The organism is Planctomycetota bacterium, from assembly GCA_035574235.1.
Taxonomy (GTDB): Bacteria; Planctomycetota; MHYJ01; order MHYJ01; family JACPRB01; genus DATLZA01.
Window position 1 is genome coordinate 25,555 of sequence record DATLZA010000151.1, and the last position, 7,109, is coordinate 32,663.

Genomic DNA, 7,109 nt, shown 5'->3' on the forward strand with positions numbered 1-7,109 from the left:
GGACGTCCCCGGAACTTTACCGGCCGCGCCCCGGGCCGATCAAGGGGAAAAGGGCCTTTACGTCCGGCGGGGGGTTGCCTTAGAATCGATCGAGGACGACCTTCGTGCTCTCCGGAAAACGCGCCCGCCGGGCCGTCGCCCTGGTTTCCCTTGTGGCCGCCGCCGCGGCGCTGGCGTACCTCCTTCGTTGGCCGCTCTTCGGCGGAATCGTCCGCGCCCGTCTGGAAGACCTCGCCGCGCGCCGCCTCGGGGCGGATCTGGCCCGGGCCCGCCTCGAGGGCTCCCTCCTGACGGGCGTCTCCGCCCGCGACGTCGTTCTGAGTCCGCGGCCGGGCGCCCCCTTCCGCGAGGCGCGCGCCGACCGCCTGAGCGCCCGCTACGGGCTCCTCGGCGCCGGGCTTCTGCGGGTCGAAGTCCAGGGCGCCCGCGTGGTCCTGGCCGAACCCGCCGGGCCTCCCGCTCCCGTCCAGGAGGTCGTGCGCGACGCCTTCGGAGCCTGGCTGGGCTTCCGATTCCCCGGCCGCCTGCGCATCGAACGCTCCGAAATCGTCCTGCCCGGAGGCGAAACCGTGCGGATCGAGCGCGCCTCCTTCGACGCCCGGGGCGGCGCGATGCGGTTCGAGGCCCCCGGCTGGGGCCGGTCGGCGGCGGCCTTTCACTTCAGTTCCGCGGGGGCCGCGTCGCTCGAGCTCGAAACCCAGCGGGGCCCGCTCGAGACCCTGCGGTTCGAGCTGGGTCCGGCGGACGGGGCGCGCCCCTTCTCGGCCCGTCTCGCCCGCGGGGACCTGGCGCTCGAGGCGCGCGGGCGGCTGACCTTCGACGCCCAGGGCAAGCTCGCCCGGGCGGAGGCGGATCTATCCGCCCGGCAGGGACACGCGCGCGTGGAAGCGGATTTCATCGGCGGACACGTGTGGGCGGGCGGGAGGCTCGAGTTCGCCCTCGAGGGAAACCTGTCCGCGCGGATCTCGATCGAAGGACGAATCGAAGGGCCCCTGGCGGGCCCGCCCGAAGCGTGGACCGTCCGGGCGCTTTCCGCCCGGGCGCGCGACGCGTCGGCCGGCGGTCTGGCGATCGACGGGCTGGAAGCGGAGTCCCCCGGAGGAACCCTCGGCGAGCTTCCCTGGAGCGCGCGCGTCCGGCGGGGGCCCGACGAAGCCGAGGTTCGCGGAATTCTGCGCTGGACGCCCGGCGGCGCTCCGAGGATTTCCGGCGCGGGGTCGCTCCGGGCGGAGGATCTGGAGCCGTATGCGCGGTTCCTGAATTCCCCCGTGGCGGTCCGCGCGCGCGATGTGCGGGTTTCCGCCGCGGGCTCCTGGGAGGCCGGGGCGCTTCGGATCGAGGGGGAGCTTGAAACGGGCCGCGGAGCGGTGGGCGAGGAGGGGTGGGAGGCGCTGCGTTTGGCGGGAAGCTTCCGCTCCGGCGCCGCCGAGATCCGGGAACTCGCGATCCGCGGGACCGCCTGGGCCCCGCTCGTGCGGGCCCGGGGGCGGCTGGAGACCGCGGATCCCGAGGGCCGCCGAAGGTTCTCCGCCTCGCTCGAGGCGGAGGGCGACGCGTTGCGTGCGGAGGGGTTCTGGACGCCGCGCGACGGGACGGAACTCGAGTTCGTCGCCGAGGGTCCCTTCCGGTGGCTCGGCGCCTTCGGAGTCGAAGTGCCGCCCTCGTGGGCGCCGGTGCGGGCCAGCGGCGAGGTTCGCGGATCGTTCGACGGGCTCTCCGCTTCGCTCGAGCTTGCGGTGCCCGGGCGGCTTCTCTGGGCGCCGGAACTTTCCGCGCGGCGGGAGGGGCCTTCGTGGGTCGTCGAGGCGCGGCCGGGCGCGGCGTGGGCGGCGGGCCGGTGGGTGGAGCTTTCGGACTTCCGCGCGGAACTCGGGCCCGGCCTGGCGGCCGTCTCCGCCTTGCGGTTCCGCACGCGCGAGCCGGATCTTTCCGCCCGTCTGGACGCTTTCGCCGCCTGGGACGGGCGCGAGGTGCGCGCGGGGCTCGAGGCGAACCAGGTCTCCGTCGCGGGCGTGAGCCTGGACGGATTCGAGGCGCGGGCGGAGCTGGACCGCCGGGCGGGCACGGGGCGGATGCGCTTCTCATGGGGCTCCGAGGCGGGAGACCACCTTCTCCTCTCCGGCGCCGTGGGGCGGAAGCTCGACATCCATCTTCGGGCTCGGCTGGGCGACCTGGGCCACGGGGCGGTCCGGGAACTCTTCCCGGGGCTTGAGCTTTCCGGCGGGGCGGCGCTGGAGGTTCGGATCGCGGGGCCGCGGGAACGGCCTTCGGCTTCGGGTCGGCTGTCGCTTTCGGAAGTTTCGGCCCTCGGGACGCCGCCGCTGAGCCTGGAGGTGCCTCTGCGCACGGAGGAGGGGCGGCTCCGCGCGCGCGGCCGGGCCCCCGCCAGTCCGTTCGGCGATCTCGTCGTGGAGGCGGACGTGCCGCTGGCGGATCTGGGCGCGCGGACGCCGCTCAACGTGGCGGTGCGCCTGGAGACATCCGACCTGGATCCGATTCTGGAACGGGTTCCGGAAGAGGTTCGCCCGCACCTGCCGCGGGACGGGCGGCTGCGGGCGGCCCTTCTTGTGGGGGGCACCGTAGGCGCTCCGGCCCCTTCCGCGAGGGCGGAGCTTGAGGCGAGGGGGTTTCCGACGCCGGGCCCTCTGGGGCCGGGGACCGAGCTGCGGGCCGAGGCGCGCTGGGAGCCCGGGACGCTCTTCCTGGAGAGTCTCCAGGCGCGGCTGGGGTACGGCCGGCTGCAGGCGGAAGGCCGCTGGGATGCCTCTCGGCCGGCGCGTCCTCTGGCGCTGCGGGTGACGGGGAAGGACCTCCTGGTCGTGGACGGCGCGCGCGTGCGGGTCCGGGTCGATCCGGACCTTCGCGTCACGTGGCGGGAGGGGGAAGGCTGGCGGGCGGCCGGGAAGGTGGACGTCCCCCTTCTTCTCTATTACGAGGAGCTGGGCGGGGGCCCCCGTGGGGCGGCGCCTTCTCCGGGGGCGGCGCGCGAGGTCCGGCCGCCGTCGGTGCGGCTGCCGGTCGCGCCGGGAGGCGGGACGGTGCTCCCGGGCGTGCGCGAGCTCCGGGGACTGGCGCTCGACCTCGAGGTGACCACGCCGGGGGAGATCCGCGTGGAAAACGCGACCGTGGCGGCGCTTCTTTCGGCGCGCCTGCGGGTGCGCGGGACCGGAGCGGAGCCGGTCGTGACCGGAACGGTGCGCGCCAAGAGCGGCGAGGTCAAGCTCGCCACGGGCGTTTTTCTGCGCCTTCGCTCGGCGGAGGTCGTGTTTCCCGCCGAGCCCGGCGCGCTCCCGCGCGTGCGGTTCGAGGCGGAAGCCGGCTCGGGAACGGCGTCGGTCCTCGTGATCGTGGACGGTCCGCTCGAGGACCCGGAGCTCTTCCTGCGGTCGGAGCCGCCGCGCCGCCAGGAAGACCTTCTGGCGTTTCTGGCCTTCGGTCACTTTCCGGGCGAAGTGAGCGGGGGCGGGGCGCTCGGGACGTTGGCGCTCCGGTTCTACCAGGAGCAGGTGGGGGCGCGGCCGAGCGCGGAGCCGCGCACGGGCCTCCTCGAGCGGCTGCATCCCTCGATCGTGATCGAGGAGAGCTCGGCGGAGCGTCGCGCCCCCTGGGAGCTTCCGGCGGCGGGGACCGGCCGGGGCACGGTCTTCCGGACGGAGTACTTCCTGAGCCCTCACGTCTCGGTCGTCGTGGAGACCGACCGGGAGGCGCACGTGAGCGGGGACGTCAAGCTGCGGCTTCGGTTCCGATGAGGGTCATCGCGGCGGCGTTCCTGGGCGCGGCGCTTTCGGCGTGCGCCGCCTCCCCGGCTCCCCTTGAAGGGGACGGCGTCGTCTTCGAGGGGGCGGAGGCCTTCTCGCACGGCGAGCTTCTCGAGGTCGTCCGCAACGACCTGGAGCGGTATCGGGCGGACCCGCGGCCGTCGCCGCTGGACGACGCGGCGTTCCGCCTGATTCATCGCTATCAGATCGACGGTTACGCGACGGTCTCCGTGCAGTTCGACGTCAAGGACGGTCGCGTGATCTTCCGGATCCGGGAGGGGCCGCGGTACGCGCTGGGCCGGGTGCGCTTCCGGGGGAACGACGCTTTTTCGGACGACGAGCTTCGCGCGGTGCTGCCGACGCCGCTCCTGGGCGGAGCGCTGCCGTACACGGGGGCGACGGTGGAGATGCTCGCGGCGGAGGTGCGGGCGGCGTATCTCGAGCGGGGCCACCTGGACGTGTCCGTGGACGACCCGAAGCTCGAGGTGGATCCTCAGGAACACCGGGTGGACGTGACGGTGCGGATTCGGGAGGGCCCGCGATATCGGTTCGCGGGATTCGAGGGGGTGGACGCGTATCCGGAGCTGGCGGAGGCGCTTCGAAAGCGGGCGGGGGAGCATTATGCGGCGTCGCTTCCGGGACGCGCGGAGGCCGCGGCGGCGGACTATTTCCGCGAGCGCGGGCATCCTTTCGTGCGGGTCGGAGCGGAAGCGAAGGTGGATCGCGGAGCGGCGAGCGCGGCGGTGGCGTTGCGGATCGAGCCGGGACCGGCGGCGCGCGTGGCGGGGGTGAGGATCGTCGGCGCGGAGCGGGTGCGGGAGGGCTTCGTGCGGGCGCGGGCGGACGTCGAGGTCGGAGAGCCGTTTCGCGCGTCGGACCTGCGGGAGGCGGAGGAGCGGCTGCTGCGGACGGGTCTTTTCCGCACGGTGCACGTGTCGCCGGGGGCGTTCCAGGAAGGGACCGGGGATCTGGTCGTGGACGTGGCGCTGGAGGAGGCTCCGGCCGGCGAGGCGGCGTTCCTGGCGGGCTACGGATCGCTGGACGGGCCGCGCGTGGGGGTGGAGGGGTCGTACCGGAATCTTCTGGGCGGGAGCGAGTTTGTCCGGCTGGCCGGGACGGTCAGCCTGCTCGGATTCCGGGGCGACGCGGAGGCGGGGGTGTCCTATCTTCTGGGGACGGATCTTCGGCCGGGCGTGAGCGCGTACTACGAGGACCGTGAGTTTCCGAGTTTCGAGGCGATCTCGTACGGCGGGGCGGTTTCGCTTTCCTATCCTCTCCTTGCGGAGCTTCAGGCCACGGGGGGCGCGCGGTACGCCCGGATCCGGACGGTGGAGGTCGATCCGGAGCTGCCGCCGGAGGAGCTTCTGGATTTCAATTACGTGGCGACGTTCCTGCAGCTCACGTGGGACCGGCGGGACCATCGGGTGTTGCCGACGCGGGGATTCCTCCTGAGCGGGCTGGGGGAGCTGTCGGACGAGTCGTTCGGCTCGGACGTGCAGTTCCTTCGGGGGAGCGGGCGGGGGGTCGTCCTGGTCCCCTTGCCGTGGGATCTCGTCTGGGCGACGTCGCTTCAGGGGGGCGTGATCGCCCCGATCGACGAGACGGAGCAGATTCCGATCGCGCTTCGGTACTTCGCCGGGGGGACGAGCACGGTGCGGGGCTTTCGGGCGGACACGCTGGGCCCCCAGGCGGATGGGGAGCCGCTCGGCGGGGAGGTGTTCCTGGCGCTGCAGACGGAGCTGCGGTTTCCGATCTGGCGGGAGCTGCACGGGGCGGTCTTCACGGATCGAGGCGGCGTGTGGTTCAAGCGGGACGAGATCGACCTGGACGACACGCGGTATTCCGTGGGGGCGGGGCTGCGGTATTACACGCCGGCGGGGGCGTTCGTGGTGGACGTGGCGTGGAACCCGGATCCGGAGGAGGAGGAGCGCCCCGTGGAGGTGCACGCAAGCATCGGGTTCCCGTTCTGAGAACGTCCGGCGCCGTGTCGTTCTCCTCGCCGCCGGGGGGGGACGGGGCGCTATGGACGGCCCGTTCGGGGGCCCGTATAATTTCCGCCGTTCATGGCCCTCGAGACCGACGTCCGCCTCGCCCGCCAGGCGCGCCTCAGGTACATCATCGAGATCTCCCGCGAGCTGGGACTGCCTCCGGAGGCGGTCGAGCTCTACGGGCCCTACAAGGCGAAGATCCGCCTCGACGTTCTTCCCTCCCTTCCGCCGCCCCGGGCCCGCTACGTCGTCGTCACCGCCATGACCCCCACGCCGCTGGGCGAGGGCAAGACCGTCAACACGATCGGCCTGGCGCTGGGGCTCAACCGCCTGGGACGCAAGGCGGTCTGCACCCTGCGGCAGCCGTCCCTGGGCCCGTTCTTCGGCGTCAAGGGCGGCGCCGCCGGCGGCGGGCGCTCGCAGGTCCTTCCGATGGACGACATCAACCTGCGCTTCACCGGCGACATCGACGCCGTCGCGGCGGCCCACAATCTCCTGGCCGCGCTCGTGGACAACCATCTGCACCACGGCAACCGTCTGGGCCTGGATCCGGCCTCGATCTCCTGGACGCGCTGCGTGGACATGAACGACCGGGCGCTGCGGCGCGTGCGCGTCTCGGTGGGCGAGCCCGAGGAGCGCGAGACGGAATTCGAGATCGCCGTCGCCAGCGAGGTCATGGCCATCCTGGCCCTGGCCGGGTCGTACCGGGACCTGCGCGAGCGGCTGGGGCGGATCCTCGTGGGCCGGACGCGCGACGGGCGTCCGGTCACCGCCGAGGATCTCAAGGCCGCCGGCGCCATGGCGGTCCTCGTCCGGGACGCCTTCAAGCCCAATCTCGTCCAGACGATCGAGAACACGCCCGCCTTCATTCACGCGGGCCCGTTCGGCAACATCGCCCACGGAAACAGCTCCGTCGTCGCCGACCTCATCGCGGTCCGCTGCGCCGACTACGTGGTGACCGAGAGCGGCTTCGGGGCGGATCTGGGATTCGAAAAGTTCATCGACATCAAGTGTCCGGCGGCGGGCCTGGCGCCCCATGCGGCCGTCGTCGTGGCGACCGTGCGGGCGTGCAAGCTGCACGGGGGGGAGCATCGGGTGCGTCCGGGCCGGCCGCTTCCGGACTCCCTCCTGCGGGAAAACGTCGAGGAGGTCGAGAAGGGGGCGGCGAACCTGGCGCACATGATTTCGCTCGTCCGCCGCGCGGGCGTTCCCGCGGTCGTGGGGATCAACCGGTTTCCCGAGGACACGGACCGGGAGATCGAGGCGGTGCGGCGCGCGGCGCGGGCGGCCGGCGCGGAGGCGGCGGAGGTGGTCGAGGCGTATGCGCGGGGCGGGGAGGGCGCCCGGGCGCTGGCGGCGGCGG

At 73.3% G+C, this 7,109-nt stretch carries 3 protein-coding genes; all 3 read left to right on the forward strand.

Going from position 1 to position 7,109, the window contains the following annotated elements; all coding sequences use genetic code 11:
* Window positions 1-104: 104 nt before the first annotated feature.
* Window positions 105-3,749 (forward strand): translocation/assembly module TamB domain-containing protein, encoded by a 3,645-nt coding sequence (locus VNO22_13990; protein HXG62482.1) that lies wholly within the window; start codon window positions 105-107, stop codon window positions 3,747-3,749.
* A complete protein-coding gene (locus tag VNO22_13995; protein HXG62483.1) occupies window positions 3,746-5,728 on the forward strand; it encodes a BamA/TamA family outer membrane protein in 1,983 nt (660 codons plus the stop codon). Before VNO22_13990 ends, VNO22_13995 begins: the two co-directional genes overlap by 4 nt.
* Window positions 5,729-5,821: 93 nt before the next feature.
* Window positions 5,822-7,109 (forward strand): formate--tetrahydrofolate ligase (locus tag VNO22_14000; protein ID HXG62484.1); only part of this gene is annotated, 1,288 nt, incomplete at its 3' end.